The following is a 21,865-nucleotide window of genomic DNA, read 5'->3' as shown; positions in this document are numbered from 1 at the left end:
GGGACGCTTGAGTATGATGTGCTCAGAGAATGGGGCAGGTTGCGGAGCCTTTGGAAAATGAAAACACCGGCTTTCCTGCAGGACACCTGGGTACCGGCCAGTTGGGAGTATCTGCTGGCCCTGGAGGGCGATCCGGCTCTGGTGAAGGCCAAGTTTTATTACAACAGCGGCTGGATGCGCGTTGAGATGTCGCCGGTCGGACCGTCCCACGCCCAGGACAATGGCCTTGTCGCCTCGATCATTGCCCAGTGGCTACTCATCCGGGCGCTGCCTCTGTACAGCTACATCAACGTCACGCTCAGGAAGACCGGCCTGCAAGAAGCGCAACCGGCTCTAGCGTATTTCGCAGGACAGGCTGGCGCCCGCCCCGCTCGCTCCAACAGACCGATCGACCTGGAGACGGTCCAGGCGCCGGTGCTGGCCATCGAAATTTCAGCAAGCACCCTGGCGGACGATCTGGACGCCAAGCGGGAACTGTACACCCGGCTGGGGGTAGGGGAGTACTGGGTGGTGGACGTCGAGGCCGTTGAAGTCCGCATGTTCGGCACAGCCGAGGGTGAAAGCGGGCTGGTAGCGATCCAACATTCACGAGTGCTCGTGGGCCTGGAACCGTCGGCCCTGGCCGAAGCCCTCAGGCGCGGCCAGAGTGAGGGTGACGCCTCAGCGATGCGCTACATCAGTAATCTCTAAAGGCCATGGGTTTAAATGGTAATGGCGCAAACCCAGACGCCACAGGGTACCCACGCCGCCGGAGGAATCCCCGCTATGAGCGATCTGCCAGTCGCCCCAACCCCCGCCGAACCAGTCAAGTACGGTGAGCGGGCTATCGAAGCAGGCCAACTGATTACCTTTCCCAATCCCCGCCCCGGCCGCGACTACGACATCCACATCACCCTGCCGGAATTTACTTGCAAGTGCCCTTTCTCGGGCTACCCGGACTTTGCGACTATCTATCTCACCTACGTTCCCCACGAGAAGGTGGTCGAACTGAAGGCCCTCAAGCTCTACGTCAACAGTTTCCGCGACCGCTACATCTCCCACGAGGAAGTGGTGCACGTCGTGCTCGACGATTTCGTGGCCGCGGCCGACCCGCTGCGCGTGCAGATCAAGGGCGACTTCAACCCGCGCGGCAACGTGCACATGGTGGTCGAAGCCCGCCATACCCGACCCGGCACCTGACACCTGCATGCCCAACCTCATCGCCGACCCCGAACGCCTCAAAGAGCGGCTCGAACTGCTGCCCACCTCGGCGGGCGTCTACCTGATGCGCGACGAGGCCGGGGAGATTCTCTACGTCGGCAAGGCCAAGAATCTCAGAAACCGGGTGCGCTCGTACTTCCAGCCCGGACACGACCACTCGCCGCGCATCGCGATCATGGTGGGCAAGGTCCACGACTTCGAACTGATTCTCACCGACACCGAGGCGGAGGCGCTCGTCCTCGAAGACAACCTGATCAAGACCCACAAGCCGCGCTACAACGTCCTGCTCAAAGACGACAAGCAGTACCCCTACCTGTGCATTACTTGGTCGGAGGAGTACCCGCGCATCTTCGTCACCCGCCGCCGCGGCAGCGGCCACCCGGAAGACCGCTACTTCGGTCCCTACACCGACGCGGGGGCGTTGCACAGCACCCTGGGCCTGCTCAAAAAACTCTTTCCCCTGCGCCAGCGCAATACCCCCGTCTTTAAGGACCGCCCCTGCATCAACTACGAGATGGGCCGCTGTCCGGGCCTCTGCCAGCGGTTGATTTCGCCCCAGGAGTATCGCGCCACCATCCGTCAGATCCAGATGATCCTCCAGGGGCGCACCGCAGAACTCCTCGCCCAACTCGAAGACCAGATGCAAACGGCCGCCGCCGCGATGAACTTCGAGCATGCCGCCCGACTGCGCGACCGCATCACCGGCCTCAACCAGTTGGGTGCCCACCAGAAGATCACCGTTCCCGACAGTTCGGTCTCCCGCGACGCGGTCGCCCTGGCCGCCGACGCCGCCCTCGTCTCGATTCAGCTTTTTCAGGTGCGCTCGGGCAAGCTCATCGGCCGGCTCGGTTTTTCGGCCGCCGCTTCCGGCGAGGATCCTGGCCACATCCTCCAGCGCGTGCTCGAAGAGCATTACCGCGCCTCGGCTTCCGAGGAGATTCCCCTCGAAGTGCTCACCCAGCATCCGCTGCCAGAGGCAGATATTCTGGCTACCTGGCTTGCCGAGAAAAAAGGCCGCAAAGTCGAAATCCATGCCCCCCAGCGTCAAATCAAAGCCGAACTCGTCGAGATGGTGGCCCGCAACGCCGAGGCCGAGTTGCAGCGCTTGGAGCGCTTCTCCCGCCGCCAGGAAAAGGGGCTGCTCAACCTGGCGGAGGCTCTAGAATTGCCGAGCGTTCCCCGGCGCATGGAGTGCTACGACATCTCCCACATCCAGGGCACCGACACCGTCGCCTCGCGGGTGGTGTTCGTGGACGGAGCGCCCGCCAAGCAGTACTACCGCCACTACAAAATCCGCGATCCGCGCATCGTGGCGGGCCGTCCGGACGACTTTGCCTCGATGGCCGAGGTGATCTCCCGCCGCTTTGCGCGTGCCGAGAGCGAACCGGAGGGAGACCTGCCGGATCTGGTGGTAATCGACGGCGGCAAAGGACAGCTTTCGGCCGCCCGCGCCGTTATGGAAGAGCTGTCCTACGGCGATGTGCCCACGATTGGCCTGGCCAAGCGCCTCGAAGAAGTCTTCCTGCCGGGGCGTTCGGACCCGGTGCTGATTGCGCAGGGCGACCCGGCTTTGCACCTGCTGCAGCGCATCCGCGACGAGGCCCACCGCTTTGCGGTGAGCTTCCACCGCGAGCAGCGCGGCAAGCGGATGACCCGCTCCAGCCTGGATGATATCCCCGGCATCGGCCCTGCCAAGCGCAAGATCCTTCTCGATACGTTCCGCTCGGTGCCGGTACTCGAAAAGGCGAGCTTCGAGGAAATTGCCAAGACCCCCGGCATCGGCTCGCGTCTAGCGCAAGTGATTCACACGTACTTTCACGGCGAGCCGGAAGCAGTGGCAAGGGCACTGGAAGCCGAGCAAGCTGCCAATTGATTCCGGTGCCCCAAGCACCCTGGAACACTGCGGCGGTACGCTTGTTCGTGTATCTGCCGGTTGCTGAAATGGGCTGCCGCAGATAAGCGTGCCACTCGGCTTTTTTGTGCCCCCATCGCCCTGGCCAGTTGGACCGCGAGCGACCCGACACCACCGGCACCGGCATGGATGAGAATCGACTCCCCCACGCGCAGGGCAGCCCGCACCACCAGGGCATCCCAGGCGGTTCCACCCGCCAGAGGAAGTGCTGCTGCTTGAGCGTGCGAGAGGTTGGCGGGTTTATGGGCAACGATGGCTTCCTCCACAACATGGTATTGCGCGTAGCTGCCCGGACCACCGAAAATGCGCGGAACGTAGAAGACTTCGTCGCCCTCGGCAAAGTCCCGTACGGCGTCACCCACAGCTTCCACCACGCCGGAGACATCGTGGCCAAGGATGGCGGGCAGGCTCACCTGCTCCTTGTAATTCCCCCGCCGGATCTGGCAGTCGAGGGGGTTGACGGAGGTGGCTTTGACCCGAATGAGCAACTCGCGGCCTTTGGGAACCGGTACTGGCAAGTGTCGGTATTCAAACACCTGTGGTCCCCCGAACGACTCGATCACTGCAGCTTGCATGCTGCCCTCCTGAAGAACGTTGTGCTCAGTCATGACCTAAAATTAGGTGTCCTGATCAATCAACACAAGTAAGCACTTTTTGGTGGGGTAGGCTCGAAATGGTTGCAATTTCGTCGCAGGGGCAATCCGTGCACTAGCCGCAAAGCGCGGCCGACGGTGATGCGGATAGTCGAGGAGGCGCTCGGCTGCAAGTGGTCCCTGGAGATCCTCAATCAGGTGCGCCGTGGAGTCCACCGGCCGGGGGCGTTGGCACGCTCGCTCGACGGGTTGTCCACAAAAGTTTTGAACGACCGCTTGGGTGAGTTTGTGCGTTACGGCCTGCTTGAGAAGCGCTCCTACCCAGAAATTCCGCCGCACGTGGAGTACACCCTTACCGACTTCGGCCGTCGATTCGTCGACGTGCTCGATTCCATCGAGCAGTTGCAAAGGGAGGTCTCGGACCCGGAGAAATGACGTAATACAGGTACTACGCAGTAAACTGTTGTTCAGTCTTGAGAGGTGGGAAGCTCATCTGCGGTGGGTGGGTACTGTTACCCTCACTCCACAGGCCCGCCAATCCGCTGGGAACTGTCCTCCCCGCGCCCTTCAAGGCGTCCTTTGAGGGATCATCCATTTCGTCCGGCCCGATATTCGCCAGGAGCGGACGGATGGAAGTTCCTGGCCCTTAACGCCCGGTAAGCAGCGTTTTGTTCAAAGGCCGCCAGTCCCCGGAGGCGATGAACGCACCCCAATAGTACGGGTGTTGATAGCGTTTACTGCCCAGCATCTTCAACTGCTCCTGCCTTAGCGCCTCACTGCGGCCCTGGCCGGAAAGCAGGTTGCGGTAGAATCCCGCCATCATTTCCTGGGTGCCCCGGTCGTCCACGCGCCACAAACTGAGCACCTGGCTGCGGGCACCGGCGACGGCGAAGGCGCGCCTGAGGCCGTAGACGCCCTCGCCGCTGTAAATCTGCCCGAGTCCGGTGTCGCAGGCCGAGAGCACCACCAGTTGCGTGCCCTGCAGGTCGAGGCTCGCCGCCTCCAGTGCCGTGAGCACCCCGTCCTCACTGCCGCTGGAGCGGGCATTGAACCCGGCCAACGCCAGACCGGAGCGCAAGAGCGGATTTTCCTGGAGTACCTCGCTGGTCCCCTTGCGGCCTAATAACCCGGTATCGCTCAAGAAAAAGCCGTGGGTGGCCAGGTGCAGCAAACCCGGTCCGCGCACCTGCTTGAGGGTGTTCTCGGTCGCCTTGGGACCGGTGAGCGTGCGCGCCCCCGGCAACAGGGCCGCCAGCACCTTCGCCTCCTGCAAGCTTCCCGGCAAAGGTCCCACCTGCAGCTGCCCCAGGCTCCCCGAACGGGTGGAGGGGGCGGTCGAGGGTGCCTGCAAAGCTGCAGGGGAGCGACCGTAATCGGGACCGGCCACCACCAGAGGCGCTTCGCGGGGATCTGAAGCCCGCTCCTGCAGGCGGGTCAAGTCCCGCCCTGCATTGAGATAGCTCAGGGTGTACTTTTCGATGAGATAGTGGCCCTGTTCATCGACCAGCACGCCGAAAGGCAGAGTATGCAGTTGCCCGTCCGGCGAGAGCAGCAGGTGTTTGACGCCGCCGAGCCTGGTGCGGACGGGGCGCATCGTCCGTTCATCGATGGTGCGCGCCAGTTTGCGCACCAACGGCAAATCGGCGCTTTGTCGGCCGACCAATTCCCCGAACAGCATTGCCAATTTGTCGAGGGGGTCGGCCGGACCGAGATCGACCCATTGCGGATCGCCCTGGGCAAGCAGCACGTAGGCGGCGTAGCGAGGCTGCCCCCACTCGTCGGCGGGGCTCGTGGCTTTGAAATTGAGCGGCCGATAGCGCACGATTTCGACGAGCGCGGCCTCGGCAGGAATTTGCCGTTGCACCGCCTCGACATGCACAGCGCCGCTGCGCAATCGGTAAGCCGCACTACGCTGCGCGAGAGATTTCTCCAGCTGCTCCGCCTCCCTGTGCAAGCGGGCGATTTCTTCTTTGTACGGTTCGCCTGCGTCGGTGTCGGCGCCTTTGAAAACCAGGGCCGCAAGCTGCGAGCGCACCTCCGTCAACCGATCGAGCAACTCTTGCTCCTGCGGGTTCAAGCGGCGGCGCAGGGCGCTAAGATCCTCGCTGAGGATATCGAGGATGCGCCCTTTGCGCTGCAGGATCACCGCGAAGGCGAGGCGGGCAGCATCGGCATCCCCCGGCATCGCCTGCAGGTGCAACGACAGCGCGCCATCACTCAGCTCGTTCATGCCAGCCAGAAATTCCTGCTTTTCGAGCTCTGAGCCGGTGCTTATCAACGGGGCAAAGTTGCGCTCCTGAATACGGATACTGCGGGCCAGGATCGCAAGTGCCTCTGCGTGGCGGTTCTGGGCCATGTGCAGTTGAGCGAGAACGAACAGCGTGTCGGCCACATTGTAGTGTTCTGAGCCGAGAATCTTCTCCTCAATGGCTAGAGCCCGGCGAAGTAATGATTCCGCCGGGGCATAACGACCCTGGTACATGAACAGTTCGGCGTTCCAGGTGAGAGTGGTGGCGACATCGGGGTGTTCGGGTCCGAAAATCTTCTCGCGGATCGTCAGCGCATCCCGGTACAGCGGTTCGGCCCTGGAGAGTTCTCCTTGTTTTTTGTACAGCTCAGCAAGATTGTTGAGACTGGAGGCGACGAGCGGGTGCTCCGCGCCAAAAGACTTCAGACGAATGGCCAGGGCACGGCGATGCAGCTGCTCCGCGCGCGGATAATCGCCGCTGACGGTGTACAAACTTGCCTGGTTGTTGAGGTTGGTGGCGACGGTGGGATGCTCAGGACCAAGCGATTGCTCGAAGATCGCCAGGGCACGCTGGTGCAGCGGTTCCGCCTGACGCAAACCGCCCCGGTTGCGGTACAGCAGCGCCAGATTGTCGAGGCGCTGCGCAGTCTGGATGTGTCGGGGACCCAGAGACTTCTCGGCAATGGTTAGAGCTCGCAGGTAGTTCGGCTCCGCCTGCACAAACTTACCTTGCCTCCAGTAGAGCACCCCTAGGTTGTTCAGACTCTCGCCTACAACGGCGTGATCGGCACCAAGCTGCTGCTCCCGAATGGCCAGGGAGCGCTGAAAAAGGGGCTCCGCAAGGGTGTATTTGCCCAGCGATATGTACATCACTGCCAGGTTATTGACCGAATTGGCCACGTCGAGGTGTTCCGACCCCAACAACTTTTCACGCATCGCCAGAGCCTGTCTGAAGAGCGGTTCGGCCTGTCGGTAATTTCCCAGCTGCCTGTTGAGGCTCCCCAGGCTGTCCAGACTTGCGGCAACGTCCGGGTGCTCCGGGCCGAGGGTCTGCTCGCGCAGCGCAAGGGCTGCCTTTGCCGGTTCAAGCGCTTCTGTGTATCGCCCCGCCTCCTGCAGGGTTTTGGCTTTTTGCGCGAGCCGCTCTGCCTCCGCAAGCGCCTCCGGCTGCTCGGCCGCATGGATCCGGGTCGGTAGAACGAAAGGGATCGTACCGATTCCCAGCCCCAGGCCGAGCAGGACTACCGCCGCTGCCCACACCCGAAATTTCCACAGCCCGGTGCCGTCTTGCGCAGATTGCTCACACCCTTGTTTTCGCTTTTGCATTGACAACGAGTTCCGCATGTCTAAACCCGGGCCGCCCCCAACCCGCATGAACAGAGTAGCGCCTCACCCGCCGTGGAGGTAAATGCGGCCGTAGTTGGCAGGAATTTCCACTTTGTGAAATTCCCCGGCAACGGCAACGTCGATGTCGTAGGTCGGGTTGGCGCTTGCCGCATCGATCTGCTCGCGGTAGGTGCCGGTGCTAGGGAAGGGTAACCAGATCTGGTGAGGGCTGTCGCTGAAGTTGAGGCAGACGACGGCCACCTGTGCGTCGGCATCCTCCGGTGTCCGGCGCAGATAGGCGATTACCCCGTCGCCGGGGCGCGACTGTTCGTTGAAATAGAACGATTCGCGGCTGCGTAGCGCCGGGCACTGGCGTCGGAGCTTTGCCAGGATGCGGTAGAGGCGCACCAGGGCGCGGCCCTGTTCGTCGTAGAAGAACTCCCAGTGGATGTCTCGCCGGAAGGAAATGCGCAGGTTGCCGCCCCCCGGCAGCGTGTAATTTTCGGCAAACTCCTGACCCTGCCACAACATTGGGATCCCCTGGCAGGTGTACAAGGCGATCGCAAACGGCTGGAGCTTGAAGAAGTTGCGGCGATCCCCGTACTGGATGTCGCCTGTACCGCCGAGGGGCGGCAGTAGACCATAGCGGGTGATAAGCCGGCTGTGGTCGTGGGTCTCGAAGTACTGGAAGGGGGCGACGGGCATGGCGAGCCCCTCGGCGTCGCGGGTGTCCGGGTACCCGATCAGGCGCGTATCGAGCAAGTGAGCGAAGCGGTCGTCCACGTAGCGCTGCCCGGCCATGTTCTCGACCTTGTTCAGCAGCTCGTTCTGCCAGGCGCAGTTGGAGAAGGTCTGCCGCAGGATGCCGCGCGGATCCGGCAGGTGCTCGGCGCACTGGATGATCCGGCTGAACCCGGCGGGATCTTGGAAGCGGGCCGCCAGTTGGGCCTCGGCGAGCGAGTCCTCGTAGGTGTCGTAGACCAGTTTCGCGTAACCCTGGCCCAGCGGGCCGTCGTACATCCCCGGCACATAGTCGTAGCGAAAGCCGTCGACGTGGTGCTCCCGCAGCCAGTAGCGGTTGCACTCCAGAAAGTATTCGCGGGCGAAAGGCTGGGCAAAATCGATCTGTGTTCCAAAAAAGCCTTCCCCAAATGGACCGATTATCGGGTTGGGTTCGCCGCTGTCCCGGTAGACCCGCGCGTAGGGAAAGTTGTCTTCGACGTGTTCATAAACCGAGTCGAGAATCACTGCGATGCCTCGCTCGTGGCAGGCGTTCACCAGTTGCTTGAAACCCCGCTTGCCGCCGTAGCGCTCCTCCGGCGCCCAAAAATGCAGAGGACCATAGCCCCAGTCGAACTCCTGGCGGACGCTGGTGATGGGCATCAGTTCGAGGCAGTTGACTCCCAATCCTTCGAGATAATCGAGTTGCTCGATCAGCCCTGCAAAGTCGTTGTTGAATTCGTCCACCTGCAGCTCGTAAACCACCAGATCATCCAGAGGCGGCACCCTGAAATCGGCGTCGCTCCAGACGAAGGGTGGGTCGGTATCGGGAGTGTGAAAAGCCGCCAGCTCGCCCACTCCCGTCTCCCGGGCAAACGGGTCTGTAAACCAGAGCGTCACAATTTCTCCGTGGCGCCGCAACTGGTAGCGGTAGAGATAGACTCCCGGTTTACCGAAGTGGTTCGCCGGATGCGGCTGAGAAGTCAGCTCGACGGTAGCTTCCCACAGATCGTAGGGGTGGTCGTCCCGGCACGTCAGAAAATAATCCTGCGGCGGAATCTCAGGGGTGAATTGGTCACTTTTATGAATGATTCTGACGAGTACTTCGTATCCTTTCGCAAAGGTAATGCTGGGCAAATAGACGCCGAATCGCACCTTCAATGCTCCGGCATCGCCTACGAAAGGATGGGCTCCAACTTCTAATATGTCCATATCTTCTCCACTTATCGAGGGGCTGATCAATGAAATTCCGATAGGCTTCGAGTTACCTGCTTTTTCTAGATCGAGATCAAGAATGTTATGCACGCTTTACCTGTCGAGCAAGTCACAACTTCTCCGGCCGAGTAAATATCAGATGCCGCTGCTGCCGCTCACCAGGGCGCTCTTGCCCGTCGGTGAAAGTCAATCTCTCAAGCCCCGGCGCCCGGCAAAATCAACATCGCATCCCCGAACGAATAGAAGCGATAACCTTTGTCGACGGCCTCCCGGTAAAGGGCCAGCAGCCGCTCCCGGCCCACCAGGCTGCTGACCAGCATCAGCAAACTGGACCTGGGCAGGTGGAAGTTGGTGATCAGCCCCTCCACCACCCGCCAGCGGTAGCCCGGGTAGACAAACAACTCCGAGCGGCCCGGGCCGGTGGCCGGCAAACCGTTCGGTTGCGCCGCACTTTCGAGGGCACGGGCACTGGTGGTGCCCACGGCCAGCACCCGGCCGCCCCGCGACCGGGTGCGCTCGATGGCGATGGCGGTCGCCTCGGGAATCTCGTACCACTCGCGGTGCATCCGATGGGTATGGACGGAAACGGACTGTACGGGGCGGAAGGTGCCCAGGCCCACGTGCAGGGTGACGGTCGCGCGCTCGATGCCCCGCTCGGCCAGACGGGCGAGCAACTCCCCGCTGAAGTGCAAGCCCGCGGTCGGGGCGGCCACCGCCCCCGGCCGGCTCGCCCAGAGGGTCTGATAGCGCTCGTCGCGGGTGCGGCCCGTTTTGAGGTAAGGCGGCAGGGGCGTGTGACCGACGCGCTCGAGGGCCGCCTCGAAGTCTTCCTCGCCCTCGAAGCGCAACCAGCGCCCGCCGGTCTCGGCGTCCAGCTCCGTGACCCGGGCGGCAAGCACCCCGTCAAAGTCGATCCGGGCGCCGACGGCGAGCCGCCGGGCCGGTTTGACCAGGCACAGCCATTCGCGGGGGGCGCGCGGCTCCAGCAGCAGCACCTCCACCCGACCGCCGCTCGCCTTGCTGCCGAACAAGCGGGCGGGGATCACGCGGGTGTCGTTGAGTACCAGCAGATCTCCGGGCCGCAGCAACCCCGGCAGGTCGTAAAAGTAGCGGTGGGTGTGGGCCTCCCCGTCCACCACCAATAGCCGCGAATGGTCGCGCGGCTCGGCGGGTTGCTGGGCGATGCAACGCTCCGGCAGCGCGTAGTCGTAGCTATCGGTCAAAAAGTCGCGTTCATCAATGGGCGCGTTCATGGGACGGATCTTAACCCGCCCGGCCTTCAGGGTTGGCCCAGGGGACCGCCGCCGCGGCCGCCGCCGCGACCGCCGCGCTCCACGAAGCGGGCGCGCAACTGGGTGCGCTGGCCTGGGGTGAGGACGGAGCGGATGCGCAGTAGGTTCTCGAAGCGCTGGCGATCGAGCCTTTGGCGGTAGACCTGCATGCGGTCGTACTGGGAGCGCAACTGATCGTCGGGGGCGTCGCTGGTGTAGAGCGTGCGCAATTGCTGCTGTTCGCTGTTGAGGTTGTCGCGCAAAGGCGCCGCCTGCTGCTGGTCTTCGCGGCGCAGATCCTGGATGCGGCTGCGTTGCTCGGAACTCAGCCCCAACCCGCGCAGATCGAGCGATTCGGCGACCGGCTCGGCGAGGGTGCCCGCCGCTCCCAACAACAAACCCAGCAGCAAGATGGACAGCGGCGGCAGGACTCTAGAAGCGCACATCGTAGAGATCGGTCTGGGGGTCGATGGCAAAGAATGTATCGGGTTCGCGAATATTCAAGCCGGCGGTCTCGAAGGGCGGCTCGCCCTTGGGATCGCCCGACTGCTGCTGCTGCCAGAGGCCGAGGCCGCCCAAAAGCAACAGCGTCAGACTCGCCGCCGCTACCAGTGCCGGTGGACGGCGGCTCGTCCGGGGCAGAGCCGGGGTGGGTGCCAGGGTGGCTTCGAGAATGCGCTCCTCGAGATCCCTGGCCGGGGCGGGGGGCTCGGGAGCGTTGCGGCGCAAAAATTCTTGTAACGGGTCACTCATAGCTCGATCCCCCGGGCGTAGAACCATTCGCGCAACTGGCGGCGCGCGTAGAACAACCGCGATTTGACCGTGCCGACGGGCACGTTCAACAGTTTGGCAATTTCATCCTGCGGGCGATCGTGCAGATCGTGCAAAATCACCACATCGCGGTGCTCTTCCTTGAGCGTGGCGAGCGCCTGCGACACAAGCTGCTCGCGGTCGAGGCGCCCGAGCGGATCCTCGCCGCGCGCGGCGAGCGGCAGATTGTCTATGGGCACGGCCATCGGCCGGCGGGCGCGGCGGCGGCGGGCGTCCTGGCAGCAGTTGACGGCGATGCGGAACAACCACGTCGAAAACTGGGCATCCCCCCGAAAACCCGGCAGCGCCTTGAAGACCTTGACGAAAACTTCCTGGGTGAGATCATCCAGGCTTTCGATGTCGCTCATCATCTGATAGAGCAGGCCGCGCACCTTCGAGACATAGCGCCGGTAAAGCTCCCGAAACGCCTGGCCGTCGGAGCGACTCGCCCGCCAGACCAGTTGCTCGTCGCTCACCTGGGTCACAGCAACGCCCACACGCATCGAACCTCTCTCGCTTTGTACACCCATTGACGCCCGGGTGAACAGACAGGTTCACACAGCGACGCTAACAGTTGCTTCCCTGACAGTTGTGGCCTTCGATGCGGCCAGCCAGCTCCTGGGCTAGATCGTAACCGCTTTGATCGGGCAGATCGTCTTCAGAAAAACCGACCGGCTGGTGCCCACTTTCGCGCACGACCGCCAGGGCAGTGGCCAGTTCCCGCAACAGCGCGTCGTCGCTCTCGGGCAAGGGTGCGCGCAAAACTGGGATGCCGTGCAGTTCACAGTGCTGGTACTGCGCCTCGGTGCTGACCACGTGCACCGGGTAGCGTCCGTTGAAAAGTAGACATGCCTTTTTCTCGGGGCAGCGGGCAAAGCGCACCAGAGAAAAACAACCTTTGATGCGGCGAGCAAGTCGCGTCAAGCGCGCAAGGTCGATGGGGAGCATGTTTTTGCCTGAGCAAATTTCCATTACCAGCATGCCCCATGAGCCCTGAGTTTGCCAGCACCTTCCCCTCACCTGAAGTGCGAATATTTGTTTATGTATTTGAGCATACAAAAATCCAGCGTCGATACCAAAAGCCCTTGCCCAAGGAGGGATGCTTACCGACGGGAGGGCGATCCTGCTAAAGTGGCCACGCAGATCCCGATGGGTACCACCAGCCAACTATGTCAGCCGCCGAATCTCCTCCCAAGTCCGTCGCCGGTGCGATTGTTTTTCCGGTGGCGGGTCTTTTGGTGTTGTGCCTGGCCTTTTACTTCTGGCGGCTGGACGGCTACACCCTGTTCGATCGCACCGAAACGGAGACGGCGGAGGTGGCCCGGCAGATGTTCGTGACCGGCGATTGGGTGACGCCGGTATTCAACGGCATCCGCTACTTCGACAAGCCGGTCTTGCTGTACTGGCTGATGGCGATGGGCTTCGGCGTCCTTGGGGTTGGCGAATGGGCCGTGCGCCTGCCCTCGGCCCTGTTTGCCACGGTGCTGGTGCTGGCCACCTACGCCTTTGCCCTGCGGCTCTATAGTCCCCGCGTGGCGCTTCTGGCCGGTACGATCCTGGCGGCCAACCCGTTATTTCTGGCCCTCGGGCGCACCGGGGTCACCGACATGGGTCTCACCAGCTTCGTGGCGGTGGCCTTGTTCGGTTGGTACTGGTCCTACAGCGGCAAACACCCCTGGGGTTACCGGCTGGGCTTTGCGGCGGTGGCCGGGGCGGTGCTCATCAAGGGTCCCATCGGCCTGCTGCTTCCTGGACTCATCGTGCTGGGGTTTTTGCTGTGGACCGGCCAGTGGCGTCGGCTGGGGGAGATCCCCTGGGTGAGCGCCGTGGCGATTTTTGCCGTGTTGACCTTACCCTGGTACATTCTGGTCACCCAGGCCAACGGCGTCCAGTTTTTGCAGACGTTTTTCTTCCACCACAACGTCAACCGCTTTTTGAATGTCGTCGACAACCAGCCCGGTCCTTGGTACTACTACCTGCTGGTCACCCCGGCGGGCTTTTTCCCGTGGATTATGCTGTTGCCGGCCACCCTGCCCCGGCTGGTGCACTTTGACTGGTGGCGACGAAGCTTCTGGGCTGCGCGCTCACCCCGCGAGCAGTTGCCGTTGTTTCTGGCCCTCTGGTTCGCGGTGGTGCTGGTATTTGTGAGTGCCGCCTCCACGAAGCTGCCGCACTACATCCTGCCCGGCCTGCCGGCTCTGGCCTTGCTGTGTGCGCTGGTTTGGGAGGAGCGCACGGGCGCTCCGAAGTTCCTGGTGCGCTTCGGCCTGGGGGGGGTAGCCCTTGGAATGCTGCTACTTGCGGGGGCTTTTGCCTTTGCGCTCAACTTCATCGAAGACCCGTCCCTGCCCGAGTTGCGTTCGAGCATCGAAGCGACCGGCCTGCCCTGGCTCCTAGCCGCCATTGCCCTGATTGCCGCCGCCGCCGTCGCGATTGCCGCCTTCAGGCCCCGGCCCGATTGGGCGTGGGCTGCCTGTCTGCTCGCCTACAGTCTCATCTTTCCAGCTTTGATTGGCGGCCTGATGCCCGTGCTCGAACCGCAGGTGCACAGGCCCTTGCTGGCTATGGCCGACCGGCTGCGCACCGAAGCGCGCCCGGGCGATTTGACCGCCGCCTTGGGGGTCTACGCCCCCAGCCTCAATTTCTACTCGGGCATCAACCGCATCCCCGTCTATCAAAAAAGCCCGGAGGTGCGCTACCAGATGGCCCAGGACCGGCGCATGCTGCTGGTGACCACCGAGGGTCGCCTGTGCGAACACTGGATGATCCTCGATGATTTTCCGATTATTTTCACGTCCGGTATCTACAGGCTCTACGACATCCCGCCGCGCTCGAAGCTCAGATACTCAAAACCTGGTGTCTGCGAGGGAAATTGACCCCATATATGCCAACTTCGTCCCGTCTTTCAGGTAAACTGACGGCAAAATTCTTCTTGCCGCCATGCCTACGCTTCTCGAAAGATTGCAGGCTCCTTTGCGGGAGCGCACCGGCGAAACCAGCCCGAACGCATGGGTGCCGGAGGCGCGCCTGCTGGTCGTGCTCATCCTCTGCTGGCTCGCCCTCGGCCTGCTGGTGCTCTTTTCGGCTTCTTTGCCGGTGGGTGAGCTGCAGTACGACGACGGGTTGCGATTTTTTACGCGCCAGGCGCTCACGGCGGCGGTGGGGTTGCTGCTGATGTTCTGGCTGTGCCGAACGCGCATCGACCGCCTGTTTGCCGTGGCTTTGCCGGTGTTCGGGGTGCTGCTGGCGATGGTGTTTTTGGTCAAAATTCCGGGTATCGGCGTCGAGCTGAACGGCGCGCGCCGCTGGCTCCAGCTGGGGCCTTTCTCGCTGCAGCCTTCTGAACTGATCAAGCCCTGCGTCATTTTGCTGGCGGCCCCGCTGATCGCCAACTGGCGAAGGCTGCCGAATTTTACGCGCCTGCTCGGTCTGGTGGCTGCGGGCCTGACGGTGGGCGGCGTGCTGCTCCAGCCTGACCTGGGTACTGCTGCGCTGATTGGTGTCACCCTCTGGCTGATGGGCTTTGCGGGGGGTCTGCCCCTGGGCGGCTTATTTGCGGTGCTGGCGGCCGGGGGCGCGGTCGCTGCCTGGAAGGTAAGCACCACCGCCTATCAGATGGGCCGGGTGACCGCTTTTCTCGATCCGTGGGAGGTAGCCCGGGGCGAAGGTTACCAGTTGGTGCAGAGTCTGCTTGCCGTCGGCTCCGGCGGCCTGCAAGGCACCGGGTTCGGCCTGTCGGCCCAAAAATCGGCGTTCTTGCCCTACCCCTATTCCGATTTCATCTTCGCGGTCTTTTGCGAGGAGTTCGGCCTGGTCGGTGCCGCCGCCTTTGTGCTCTTTTTGTTGCTCTTTTTGGTCGTGGGCTTGCGGGTGGCGGTGCGCTGCGCCGAACCTACGCGCCGATTAATAGCCGCCGGTGCGACGCTGCTGTTGGTTACCCAGGCATTCTTCCACATCGCTGTGGTCACCGGTGCCGTACCGCCCAAGGGCATGCCGCTGCCGCTGATGAGCTACGGTGGCAGCGGTTTGATTGCGAGCTTATTGTGCTGCGCTCTGCTTATCCGTGCCGCCTGCGAGATGAACCTTGCCCCGGCGGTGCGCTTCGTGCGCCGCCGCCCCGCCGCGCCACCGCCCCGCCCAGTGGCGCCCGCCGCTCGTCCCGCCTCCGAACCTGTCCGGCGGGAGCCGTCGCCTTTGCCGGCGTACCTGCTCGATACGGCTGTCCGTAGCCGGTAGCCCGTTGAAAGTCTATTTGGCTGAGGCTGTAGGTAGACCTACTTCGTAGTAGCGGCCAGCCTCCTGCTGGTTCTCGATAAGAATCTCCTGGGCAAGCAGGTGACCGACACGAATAAAGTTGTCGGCGGCGATGCCGTTTTTGGGATCAGTTTCTCCAGCAAGCCGCAAAGATCCCCTTGCTCTGGCTAGCTTGCCCTGCTGTTCTTAGACTTCGTCAATACTATTGAGTAGAACAGCGACAAAAAAAGTCGTTTCGATTATCTATATGTTGAATATTTTTTTAGAAGTGGTGGTCGTAAACGATCAGATGCGCTTGCATGCCCTCTCCCAGGTACTTGGCCCAGAGATGATTCTGCCCGAATACTCATTCAAGCTTCGTGAACCTCTCAAAGTTAGCTCGCGCAGCTGCTTCGATTGTTGACGTGATCTGCGAAGGAGGTGCCAGTTGCCACAGACTTGCGCCAAGCAGCACAACTGCTGGATACCAGGGAGTGCGGTTCATCTGCCTAGGCTTTTTTGTCAGCCCACCAGCGGGGCGTAGCTTTCGGTATGGACCTCGACCGAGTTGTTCGGGCTCTCGATGAGTCGCACTTTGTGGAGCCTCGCCCCCAAAGCCCGCACCGGCTCTTCGAGCAGGTCACGGATATGGAGGGCGATATTTTCGGCAGTGGGCACCACCCCGGCGAAGTAGGGCACGTCCTTATTGAGGAAGGTGTGGTCGAAGGGCAGCAGGACCTTGTCTTTGAGAATCTGCTGTAATGCCGCCAGATCCACCAGCATGCCGGTGCGTCCGTCCACTTCGCCCTTGACGGTAATTTCGACGTGGTAGTTGTGGCCGTGGCCGTTCGGGCGGGCGCACAGGCCGTAAATCTCGGTGTTTTCTTCAAGCGAGAGCGAATCGAGGGCCAGCCGGTGGGCGGCGGCGAAGTGGTCGGAAATGGTCAGATACGCTTGCATGCCTTCTCCCTGATACTCAGCCCAAAGGTCGTCCGATTCGAATAACTGCACCCGCACCACGGGCAGGTGGGGCACAAGCCGGTGAAAGATGACGCGCGCGAGGTGCTCGGTGGTGGGCAAAGTCTCGGCAAGTTCCGGCCAGGCTTCGTTGAGCAAATTCGTGTCGAGCTGGGCGGTCACTTCGCGCTTAATCACGTGCTTGACGTCGCTTAGGTTAAGCACCATGCCGTACTCGTCCACCGGACCCAGCATCGAGACGAACAGCACGTAGTTGTGCCCGTGGATGCGGGTGGTGGGGCCGAAGCGCGAACGGTTTTCCGCTTCGCTTAGTTCCGATAACCAGTAGCGATGAGCCGCACTGAAGCGGGCACGGCGCACAATCAGGCAACCCATAGTCGCAACAATTCGATACCTCTTGTATCAGGATACACGGTACCGACCAGGGCTAGCTGCCGCCGGTTTTCCTCGGGCCTTCCGGGAAAAACTCCAGACTCAACACTTCTGCCGACGTATACGGGCAGTCGACCGGGAAGTAGTGGTAGGGCAAATCCGTGTCCCGGACCGCCAGTCTCACCCCGGAGCGCCAGGCTCCACCAAACGCTTCGTCCAGATTAAGATTGCAGGCTCGGTTGACTGGTGAGCAGCCGCGCAATTTGGTCGCGTTGCTCGTCGATGGTCGCCTGCCAGGAATTGCTGCGCCGCTCGCTCTGGAACTGCCATTTGAGCAGATGAGCGATCAAGACCGCCAGGCGACTTTCCAGTTCGCGGCGCTCCGCCCTGCCCAAAGCTTCGATCTCCTCCGCCAGATTTTCGATATCCAACCGATCCCACTGCCGGGCCTTCAGCGCGGCGGCCTGCTCGACGGTCCAGGCGTGAAAATCGCTCCGGTACGAACACTTTCGCTGGTGTTGGGGTTGCAAACCGGTATCCATCGACCCCGCACAGTTGCATTGCTTGCGCCTATCGTAACTGCTCAGCAAAATCTTCAGATTCGCCGTGCCCCCTGCGGCCGGGCGGAAATACCCACCCGGCCGGGCGGATAACCGGCTGCCGGGGGGGCAGGCGACTGCCTACAATGACCCTAGACCCCACAAGTCATCGCACAGGAAGCCCCTATGCAGCCCAACAACCCGAACCAATTCACCGAGAAGGCCTGGGATGCGATCGTCCGCACCACCGAGGTAGCTAAGGAGTACCGCCAGCAGCAGCTGGAGAGCGAACATCTTTTTAAGGCGCTCCTGGATCAAGACGGGGGGTTGGCCGGTTCGATTTTTACCAAGGCGGGTGTGAACCTGACGAAGCTTGGCGAGCGGGTCGAGCAGTTTATCAACCGCCAGCCCAAACTCACCAACCCCGGCCAGAGCGTCTACCTCGGCCGCAGCCTCGACGCGCTGTTGGATCGCGCCGAGGGTTTCCGCAAAGAGTACGGCGACGATTTTATTTCGATCGAGCACCTGGTGCTGGCCTTCGCCAAGGACGTGCGCTTCGGACAGCAGATTCTGCGTGAATTCAGCCTCGATGAAGCGAAGCTTAAAGCGGTCGTGGCCCAGGTGCGCGGCAACCAGAAGGTGACCAGCCAGAATCCTGAAAGCACCTACGAGTCGCTCGATAAATACGGCCGGGATCTGACCCAATTGGCCCGCGAAGGCAAGCTCGATCCGGTGATCGGCCGCGACGAGGAGATTCGCCGCACCATCCAGATTCTCTCGCGCCGCACCAAAAATAACCCCGTACTGATTGGCGAACCCGGCGTGGGCAAGACGGCCATCGCCGAGGGGCTCGCCCAGCGCATCGTCAGCGGCGATGTGCCCGAGTCGCTCCAGGGCCGCAAGCTGATCGCCCTCGACATGGGAGCACTGATTGCCGGATCTAAGTACCGGGGCGAATTTGAAGAACGGCTCAAGGCGGTCCTCAACGAGGTGACCAAGTCCGAGGGGCAGATCGTCCTTTTTATCGACGAAATTCACACGGTCGTGGGTGCGGGTGCCACCCAGGGCGCCATGGACGCGGGCAATTTGCTCAAGCCGATGCTGGCCCGCGGCGAACTGCGCTGCATTGGGGCTACGACCCTCGATGAATACCGCAAATACATCGAGAAAGACGCTGCCCTGGAGCGCCGCTTCCAGCAGGTCTACGTCGATCAACCCACGGTCGAGGACACCATTTCGATTCTGCGCGGCCTCAAAGAGCGCTACGAAGTCCACCACGGTGTGCGCATCTCCGACAGCGCCCTGGTGGCGGCGGCGGTGCTTTCTCATCGCTACATCAGCGACCGTTTTTTGCCCGACAAAGCGATCGACTTGATGGACGAGGCGGCGGCCAAGCTCAAGATGGAAATCACCTCCAAGCCCGAGGCCCTCGACGAGGTCGACCGCAAGATCCTGCAGCTGGAGATGGAGCGGCTGTCGCTGGCCAAGGAGTCCGACGCCGCCTCGCGCGATCGTCTGGAGCGGCTTGAAAAAGAACTGGCCGACCTCAAAGAAGAGCAGCGCTCCCTCAACGCCCAGTGGCAGGCCGAGAAGGACATCATCGACCAGGTCCAGGCCGTCAAAGAAGAAATCGACCAAGTCAACGTCCAGATCCAGCAGGCCGAGCGCGACTACGACCTCAACCGCGCCGCCGAACTGAAATACGGCAAACTGTCCGAATTGCAAAAGCGCCTCGACGCGGCCGACAAACAACTGAGCGAGACCCAGACCAGTGGCCGGTCGCTGTTGCGCGAGGAGGTCACCGAGGAGGACATCGCCGAAATCATCTCCAAGTGGACCGGCATCCCGGTGAGCAAACTGGTGGCGAGCGAACGCGAGAAGCTGTTGCACCTCGAAGACGAGTTGCACAAGCGGGTGGTGGGGCAGGAAGAAGCGGTGCGGATTGTCTCTGAAGCCATTCAGCGATCGCGCGCCGGACTTGCAGACCCGAACCGGCCGATCGCGAGCTTTATTTTTCTGGGGCCGACCGGCGTGGGCAAGACCGAGCTTGCCAAGGCGCTCGCGTCGTTTTTGTTCGACGACGAGAATGCCATGGTGCGCATCGACATGTCCGAGTACATGGAGAAGCACAGCGTCTCGCGGCTGATTGGTGCCCCCCCAGGCTACGTGGGCTACGACGAAGGCGGCCAGCTCACCGAGGCGGTGCGCCGCCGGCCCTACGCGGTGGTGCTCTTTGACGAGATCGAAAAAGCCCACAACGACGTCTTCAACGTGCTGTTGCAGGTGCTCGACGACGGGCGGATCACCGATTCGCAGGGCCGCACGATCGATTTCAAAAACGCAGTGATCATCATGACCAGCAACATCGGCTCCGATGCGATCTTGCGCCTGGGCGGCAACGACGCCTACTACGAGCAGATGCGCGAGGAGGTGATGCGCGCCATGCAGGTCCACTTCCGGCCGGAATTTCTCAACCGCGTCGATGACATCATCATCTTCCGCAACCTGCGCCGCGATCAGCTCGCCGCCATCGTCAAGCTGCAGATCGCACGGCTGGAGAAGCGGCTGGCCGATCGCAAGATCACCCTCAAGCTCAGCGAGGCCGCCATCGACTACATCGTCGAGGCGGGCTACGACCCGGTCTACGGTGCGCGCCCCCTCAAGCGGGCCATCCAGAATGAACTGGTCAACCCGCTCGCCCGGGGATTGCTCAAGGGGGATTTTAACGACGGCGACACCATCTTTGTCGACATCGAGAACGAAAGGCCCGTCTTCCGCCGCCTAAGCGCCATGCCGGTTGTCTAGGTGTCAGGTGGAACTTACCTGACACCTGACACCTGACACCTTGTGTACCATGAGAGCGGCGTACCCACCGTCTACACCAATGCCCCGAGGTTTTGGCAAACCCCCCCGCCGTGACAATCGACCGTCCACGGCCATGGCCCAGGCTGCGGAGCTGCTCGATCTGGGGTTGGTTCTGCACCGGCAGGGACGCCTGGCCGAAGCGATTGTCCGCTACGGCCAGGCGCTCGACTTTCAGGCCGATTATGTCGAGGCCCACTTTGCCCTGGGGCTTGCCCTGCAGGCGCGCGGCGAGGGCGAAGAAGCCATTCACCATTTTCAGCGCGCCATCGAGCTGCGTAGTTACTATACCGACGCCCACTTTGCCCTGGGGACCGCCCTGCAGGAGCAGCGGGACTTCGAAGGGGCGCTCGGTTGCTACCAGCGCACCCTCGCCATCGAACCCGAGTACGTCAAAGCCCACAACAATCTCGGGGCGGTCCAGCGCGAACTGGGGAATCTAGATGATGCGATCGCCTCCTACCGGCGGGCGTTGGCCCTCGAACCGGATTACCTCGAAGCCCACAACAATCTCGGGGTGGTCCTGCGCGAGCGCGGCCAATTAGAAGAAGCCGCCCTTTGTTTTAAGCGGGCTTTTCAGCTGCAACCCGATTTTGCCGAGGCTTACTACAACCTCGGTCTGCTCCTGCACTCCCAGCAAAAACTCGCCGAGGCAATCTCTGTCTACCGCACCGCCCTAATTATCAAAGGCGACCTGGTGGAGGCGCGCGTCAACCTGGCCCACGCCCTGCAGGCAAGCGGCCAGGGCGACGCGGCCATCGAGGAGCACCGCCGGGCGGTTGAACTGGCACCGGCTCTGGCTGAAGCCCACTGCGGACTGGGTAACGCCCTGCGCGACGCGGGCCGACTGGCCGAAGCCGCCGAGTGCTACGCCGAAGCACTGCGCCTCAAACCCGATTACGCCGAGGCCCGCCACTACCTGGCGGCGGTGGGCGGCGCTCCCACTCCGGCCATGACCGACCCGGATTACGTGGCGGCTCTTTTTGATGAATACGCCGAGCGCTTCGACCGGCACCTGACCGGGGAACTGGCCTACCGGGCGCCCGAACTGCTCGTGGGGGCCGTCCAAGCCGCCACTCCCCACACCGAGGGACTCTTGAACGTCCTCGATCTCGGCTGCGGCACCGGGCTTTGCGGCCCGCTTTTGCGGCCTTTGGCCCAGCGGTTGGTGGGGATGGATCTCTCGGCCAAGATGATCGGCAAAGCGCGCGCGCGCGGCGTCTACGACGATCTGGCGGTGGGCGAGATGACCGAGTGGCTGGGGCGGCACCACGACGCCTTTGACCTGATCGTCGCGGCGGATGTGTTCACCTACGTGGGCGACCTGGCCGCCGTGTTCGCCGCCGCGGCCCTCACCCTGGTGCCGGGGGGCGTGCTCGCTTGCTCGGTCGAAGCGGGCGAAGCGGGCTACACCCTGCTCCCCAACGGCCGCTACGCCCATGCCCTCGATTATGTGCACAAGGAGGCCGCCGCCGCCGCTCTGGTGGCGGTGAGCACCGAGCGGGCCATTTTGCGCACCGAGCGAGGCCGGGCGGTCGAAGGCTGGATCGTCGTGCTGCGCAGCCTGCGTTGAGACGACCCTTGAC

20 protein-coding genes are annotated in these 21,865 nt (G+C 62.5%); 8 read left to right on the top strand and 12 right to left on the bottom strand.

The features are described 5' to 3' along the window. Positions 1-57: 57 nt before the first annotated feature. The 3 genes from GLL_RS18530 to uvrC all read left to right on the top strand — a co-directional run bounded on the left by GLL_RS18530 (position 58) and on the right by uvrC (position 3,073). Positions 58-690 carry a Uma2 family endonuclease gene (locus GLL_RS18530; RefSeq protein ID WP_164929327.1) on the top strand — a complete coding sequence of 211 codons (633 nt, stop codon included), beginning with the start codon at positions 58-60 and terminating at the stop codon, positions 688-690. A gap of 75 nt (positions 691-765) precedes the next feature. Continuing rightward, positions 766-1,179, top strand: coding sequence for a preQ(1) synthase (gene queF, locus GLL_RS18525; protein WP_011143582.1), 414 nt, complete (start codon positions 766-768; stop codon positions 1,177-1,179). Positions 1,180-1,186: 7 nt separating this feature from the next. Beyond that, positions 1,187-3,073: an excinuclease ABC subunit UvrC gene (gene uvrC, locus GLL_RS18520; protein WP_011143581.1), complete on the top strand. Its 1,887-nt coding sequence runs from the start codon at positions 1,187-1,189 to the stop codon at positions 3,071-3,073. Here uvrC and GLL_RS18515 read toward each other — a convergent pair. Beyond that, complete coding sequence (locus GLL_RS18515) at positions 3,016-3,687, bottom strand: alcohol dehydrogenase catalytic domain-containing protein (RefSeq protein WP_011143580.1); 672 nt, start codon at positions 3,685-3,687, stop codon at positions 3,016-3,018. The two genes, uvrC and GLL_RS18515, sit on opposite strands and share 58 nt — an antisense overlap. Positions 3,688-3,846: 159 nt before the next feature. Here GLL_RS18515 and GLL_RS18510 point away from each other — a divergent pair, with 159 nt between their 5' ends. Further along, the gene (locus tag GLL_RS18510; RefSeq protein ID WP_164929326.1) at positions 3,847-4,140 is read left to right on the top strand and encodes a winged helix-turn-helix transcriptional regulator; all 294 of its coding nucleotides are present in this window, start codon (positions 3,847-3,849) and stop codon (positions 4,138-4,140) included. Between the two features lie 211 nt (positions 4,141-4,351). Here the strand turns inward: GLL_RS18510 and GLL_RS18505 are convergent, their stop codons facing one another. The 7 genes from GLL_RS18505 to GLL_RS18475 all read right to left on the bottom strand — a co-directional run bounded on the left by GLL_RS18505 (position 4,352) and on the right by GLL_RS18475 (position 12,243). After that, positions 4,352-7,279, bottom strand: coding sequence for a CHAT domain-containing tetratricopeptide repeat protein (locus tag GLL_RS18505; protein ID WP_164929325.1), 2,928 nt, complete (start codon positions 7,277-7,279; stop codon positions 4,352-4,354). Positions 7,280-7,342: 63 nt separating this feature from the next. Further along, on the bottom strand, positions 7,343-9,211 hold the full coding sequence (locus GLL_RS18500; RefSeq protein WP_164929324.1) for an alpha-amylase family glycosyl hydrolase: 1,869 nt from the start codon (positions 9,209-9,211) through the stop codon (positions 7,343-7,345). 197 nt (positions 9,212-9,408) lie between these two features. Beyond that, positions 9,409-10,467 (bottom strand): tRNA preQ1(34) S-adenosylmethionine ribosyltransferase-isomerase QueA, encoded by a 1,059-nt coding sequence (gene queA, locus GLL_RS18495; protein ID WP_011143576.1) that lies wholly within the window; start codon positions 10,465-10,467, stop codon positions 9,409-9,411. 26 nt (positions 10,468-10,493) lie between these two features. After that, positions 10,494-10,931 (bottom strand): Spy/CpxP family protein refolding chaperone, encoded by a 438-nt coding sequence (locus tag GLL_RS18490; protein WP_164929323.1) that lies wholly within the window; start codon positions 10,929-10,931, stop codon positions 10,494-10,496. Beyond that, positions 10,918-11,238: a hypothetical protein gene (locus GLL_RS18485; protein ID WP_164929322.1), complete on the bottom strand. Its 321-nt coding sequence runs from the start codon at positions 11,236-11,238 to the stop codon at positions 10,918-10,920. The genes GLL_RS18490 and GLL_RS18485 overlap by 14 nt, the downstream gene beginning before the upstream one ends. Then, the gene (locus tag GLL_RS18480; protein ID WP_011143573.1) at positions 11,235-11,798 is read right to left on the bottom strand and encodes a sigma-70 family RNA polymerase sigma factor; all 564 of its coding nucleotides are present in this window, start codon (positions 11,796-11,798) and stop codon (positions 11,235-11,237) included. Before GLL_RS18480 ends, GLL_RS18485 begins: the two co-directional genes overlap by 4 nt. A gap of 64 nt (positions 11,799-11,862) precedes the next feature. Next, the gene (locus GLL_RS18475) at positions 11,863-12,243 is read right to left on the bottom strand and encodes a hypothetical protein (protein ID WP_164929321.1); all 381 of its coding nucleotides are present in this window, start codon (positions 12,241-12,243) and stop codon (positions 11,863-11,865) included. A 221-nt stretch (positions 12,244-12,464) separates the two neighbouring features. Here GLL_RS18475 and GLL_RS18470 point away from each other — a divergent pair, with 221 nt between their 5' ends. Together GLL_RS18470 and GLL_RS18465 are read left to right on the top strand one after the other, a co-directional pair. Beyond that, positions 12,465-14,171, top strand: a complete 1,707-nt coding sequence (locus GLL_RS18470; RefSeq protein ID WP_011143571.1) for an ArnT family glycosyltransferase — start codon at positions 12,465-12,467, stop codon at positions 14,169-14,171. 64 nt (positions 14,172-14,235) lie between these two features. Next, positions 14,236-15,531 (top strand): FtsW/RodA/SpoVE family cell cycle protein, encoded by a 1,296-nt coding sequence (locus tag GLL_RS18465; RefSeq protein WP_011143570.1) that lies wholly within the window; start codon positions 14,236-14,238, stop codon positions 15,529-15,531. A gap of 12 nt (positions 15,532-15,543) precedes the next feature. Here the strand turns inward: GLL_RS18465 and GLL_RS18460 are convergent, their stop codons facing one another. The 4 genes from GLL_RS18460 to GLL_RS18450 all read right to left on the bottom strand — a co-directional run bounded on the left by GLL_RS18460 (position 15,544) and on the right by GLL_RS18450 (position 17,420). Then, positions 15,544-15,699 (bottom strand): hypothetical protein, encoded by a 156-nt coding sequence (locus tag GLL_RS18460; RefSeq protein WP_164929320.1) that lies wholly within the window; start codon positions 15,697-15,699, stop codon positions 15,544-15,546. 351 nt (positions 15,700-16,050) lie between these two features. After that, positions 16,051-16,881: a 6-carboxytetrahydropterin synthase gene (locus tag GLL_RS18455; RefSeq protein ID WP_011143568.1), complete on the bottom strand. Its 831-nt coding sequence runs from the start codon at positions 16,879-16,881 to the stop codon at positions 16,051-16,053. 52 nt (positions 16,882-16,933) lie between these two features. After that, positions 16,934-17,062, bottom strand: coding sequence for a hypothetical protein (locus tag GLL_RS23525; RefSeq protein WP_269446164.1), 129 nt, complete (start codon positions 17,060-17,062; stop codon positions 16,934-16,936). Positions 17,063-17,099: 37 nt separating this feature from the next. Further along, positions 17,100-17,420, bottom strand: a complete 321-nt coding sequence (locus tag GLL_RS18450) for a DUF29 domain-containing protein (protein ID WP_011143567.1) — start codon at positions 17,418-17,420, stop codon at positions 17,100-17,102. A gap of 183 nt (positions 17,421-17,603) precedes the next feature. On the opposite strand from GLL_RS18450, the gene clpB reads away from it, so the two are divergent. Together clpB and GLL_RS18440 are read left to right on the top strand one after the other, a co-directional pair. Then, entirely contained in the window at positions 17,604-20,222 is a 2,619-nt protein-coding gene (gene clpB, locus GLL_RS18445; protein WP_011143566.1) for an ATP-dependent chaperone ClpB, read from the top strand. Positions 20,223-20,301: 79 nt separating this feature from the next. Next, on the top strand, positions 20,302-21,852 hold the full coding sequence (locus GLL_RS18440) for a tetratricopeptide repeat protein (RefSeq protein WP_164929319.1): 1,551 nt from the start codon (positions 20,302-20,304) through the stop codon (positions 21,850-21,852). The last annotated feature ends 13 nt before the right edge of the window (positions 21,853-21,865 follow it).

The sequence above is a fragment of the Gloeobacter violaceus PCC 7421 genome (genome assembly GCF_000011385.1).
GTDB classification, from domain to species: domain Bacteria; phylum Cyanobacteriota; class Cyanobacteriia; order Gloeobacterales; family Gloeobacteraceae; genus Gloeobacter; species Gloeobacter violaceus.
Note: the sequence above shows the minus strand (reverse complement) of the source record. Positions and strands in the feature narration are given on the sequence as shown.

Bases quoted from the DNA above. Each gene is read 5' to 3' on its own strand.
- GLL_RS18530 (WP_164929327.1), top strand. From the start codon at position 58: ATGAAAACACCGGCTTTCCTGCAGGACACCTGGGTACCGGCCAGTTGG.
- queF (WP_011143582.1), top strand. From the start codon at position 766: ATGAGCGATCTGCCAGTCGCCCCAACCCCCGCCGAACCAGTCAAGTAC.
- uvrC (WP_011143581.1), top strand. From the start codon at position 1,187: ATGCCCAACCTCATCGCCGACCCCGAACGCCTCAAAGAGCGGCTCGAA.
- GLL_RS18515 (WP_011143580.1), bottom strand. From the start codon at position 3,687: ATGCAAGCTGCAGTGATCGAGTCGTTCGGGGGACCACAGGTGTTTGAA.
- GLL_RS18510 (WP_164929326.1), top strand. From the start codon at position 3,847: ATGCGGATAGTCGAGGAGGCGCTCGGCTGCAAGTGGTCCCTGGAGATC.
- GLL_RS18505 (WP_164929325.1), bottom strand. From the start codon at position 7,279: ATGCAAAAGCGAAAACAAGGGTGTGAGCAATCTGCGCAAGACGGCACC.
- GLL_RS18500 (WP_164929324.1), bottom strand. From the start codon at position 9,211: ATGGACATATTAGAAGTTGGAGCCCATCCTTTCGTAGGCGATGCCGGA.
- queA (WP_011143576.1), bottom strand. From the start codon at position 10,467: ATGAACGCGCCCATTGATGAACGCGACTTTTTGACCGATAGCTACGAC.
- GLL_RS18490 (WP_164929323.1), bottom strand. From the start codon at position 10,931: ATGTGCGCTTCTAGAGTCCTGCCGCCGCTGTCCATCTTGCTGCTGGGT.
- GLL_RS18485 (WP_164929322.1), bottom strand. From the start codon at position 11,238: ATGAGTGACCCGTTACAAGAATTTTTGCGCCGCAACGCTCCCGAGCCC.
- GLL_RS18480 (WP_011143573.1), bottom strand. From the start codon at position 11,798: ATGCGTGTGGGCGTTGCTGTGACCCAGGTGAGCGACGAGCAACTGGTC.
- GLL_RS18475 (WP_164929321.1), bottom strand. From the start codon at position 12,243: ATGCTCCCCATCGACCTTGCGCGCTTGACGCGACTTGCTCGCCGCATC.
- GLL_RS18470 (WP_011143571.1), top strand. From the start codon at position 12,465: ATGTCAGCCGCCGAATCTCCTCCCAAGTCCGTCGCCGGTGCGATTGTT.
- GLL_RS18465 (WP_011143570.1), top strand. From the start codon at position 14,236: ATGCCTACGCTTCTCGAAAGATTGCAGGCTCCTTTGCGGGAGCGCACC.
- GLL_RS18455 (WP_011143568.1), bottom strand. From the start codon at position 16,881: ATGGGTTGCCTGATTGTGCGCCGTGCCCGCTTCAGTGCGGCTCATCGC.
- GLL_RS18450 (WP_011143567.1), bottom strand. From the start codon at position 17,420: ATGGATACCGGTTTGCAACCCCAACACCAGCGAAAGTGTTCGTACCGG.
- clpB (WP_011143566.1), top strand. From the start codon at position 17,604: ATGCAGCCCAACAACCCGAACCAATTCACCGAGAAGGCCTGGGATGCG.
- GLL_RS18440 (WP_164929319.1), top strand. From the start codon at position 20,302: ATGCCCCGAGGTTTTGGCAAACCCCCCCGCCGTGACAATCGACCGTCC.